The sequence below is a fragment of the Microvirga sp. P4_G7 genome (genome assembly GCF_056401005.1).
Map to the genome: position 1 here is coordinate 1 of NZ_JBFUKD010000677.1, position 1,926 is coordinate 1,926.

Consider the following 1,926-nt stretch of genomic DNA (forward strand, 5'->3'; position numbering starts at 1 on the left):
CGATGCGTTGACGTCCGCGCTCTTCGTGCATCAGCGTTTGCGCGAGATCCAGGGCGGCAAGCCGACACCCGCTCCGCACGGCCAGTTGCGCATTGGCGTCTTTGCCGATTGGGCCTTGCCGGATGAGCTCTTGTGGAACGAGGACCCTTATCGTTCACCGACCTGGCGACTTGAATTTCAATCGCTTACCTGGCTCATGGATCTTGCCGGAAGCGACCAGAAAGGCGCCCTCGAACGGGCTGTTCGATATGCCGTCTCTTGGTCGAGCGCCAACCTCGCGGATCAGACGATCGATGCCATCAGCGCTCATCCGATCGCCCAGGCACGCCGCGCCGAGACACTACTCGTGCTTCTCACCAGATGCCTGACGACGAAGAACTGGATCGACCAAAGCGATCGGAAGACCATCCTCGCCGACGTTGTTCGCCATGGTTTCTCGCTCGCCGAAATCCTCAGCCAGAACGTCTTCTCCCATTCGATCGATCATCTCCATGTGGCGGCGACGTTGTTGTCCATCGCGCGCGCGCTTCCGCGTCTTCCCCTGGCGCCATTCTGGCGTTCTCTCGCGATGCTTCGTTTGCGGGAGGGATTTGATGTGCAGATCGGCACAGACGGCGCGCTTGCGGAACAATCGCCGCACTACCAGCTCGAGCTGCTCACTCTCGGTTCGATCCTGGCTTCTGCGTTTCGTCTCGATYCGGATGCGCGAGATTTCGCGGATGATCTCAGCCGCCGCCTTCGCGAAGTTGCGGTCGCCGCCGTCGCGTTGACGGACCCGAGTGGCACCCTTCCCGCCTTCGGCGACACGCCGCACGGCCATCGGTACGCGGCCTGGATCAMGCGTCTGCTGACGCAAGGAGGCGCAGAATGGATGAGCGACCCGCGCATCGCCAAGGAGGTCTCTTACCCCGAAGGCAGCCGTGTGCTCGGTTTTCCCGGTGCCGGCGTCATGGCACTTCGCAATTATCAACGCGGTCGCGATTCCGCCTACCTTGCGACCCGTGTTTCAGAACAACGCGCAGAACACGGCCACAATGACGCGACCTCGTTCGTCTTCAATGCCGGCAGCACGCGCTGGATTGTCGACTCCGCTGGGTCGAACGACGAAACCGGACCGGCGCGCCAGTATTTGCTCTCGTCGCGCGCCCACAACGTTGCGCTCCCCGATGGACGCGAACAGGGTGCCGGCGTTTCCTGGCTCGGAACCACTCTGTCGCTAGACAATGCCCATGCCTTCGAGATCGTGACAAACGTGCATGGTCCAGACTACATGCACAGGCGGATATTCGTAGCCCTTGCGGATCTTCGCGCCATCGCCGTGTTCGATGATTTTGCCACCTCCCCGCGCCCAGTCTCATTCGAGGGGCATTTGCATTTCGAACCTGAGACGACCGTCGCCGCGATCGATCCGCGGCTCGCGATGGGCCTTCGTCAGAAGAGAAAACTGCGCATTCTGCCTCGCGCGATGGCAGGCCGCTTCAGCGGTTGGACTATCAGTCACGGAAGTAATGAACGTCCTGCATCCATTCAGGGCTTCGTGTCACGGCAGCCCGGCGCGCTCGAAGCCGCCAACGTCCTACGCTATAGTTTCAACGGACAGGGCCGCGCCTGCGGCGGCTTGCTGATTGCTCGGGACGAAGCTGGTCTGCAAGCATTGGACGCCATTGTGGAAAGCCACGCCGTTCGCGATCTTCTCATCCGACGGGATCAGGCTTGACGCAATCGAACCGATATCGGCCCTTCACCTTCAAGAACGAATGTCGGTCTTGCTCACGAAGTTGAAATTCTCGACGAGAATGTCCTTCACGATATCGGCGCCCAGCCTCTCGTTGACGCGTCCGCGAATGTTGGCGAGGAGACTCGTGACGTTGTATTTCGACAGCTTGCGAAAATCGAGCTTCTCGTCCGAGTAAATCAACCGGAATG

Annotated in this window: 1 protein-coding gene; it reads left to right on the top strand. The window is 60.4% G+C overall.

The window, feature by feature from the left end:
• Window positions 1-1,717, top strand: a 1,717-nt coding sequence (locus tag AC1DT3_RS19440; RefSeq protein ID WP_477466857.1) for a heparinase II/III domain-containing protein, incomplete at its 5' end; no start/stop codon positions are given.
• Window positions 1,718-1,926: the final 209 nt, after the last annotated feature.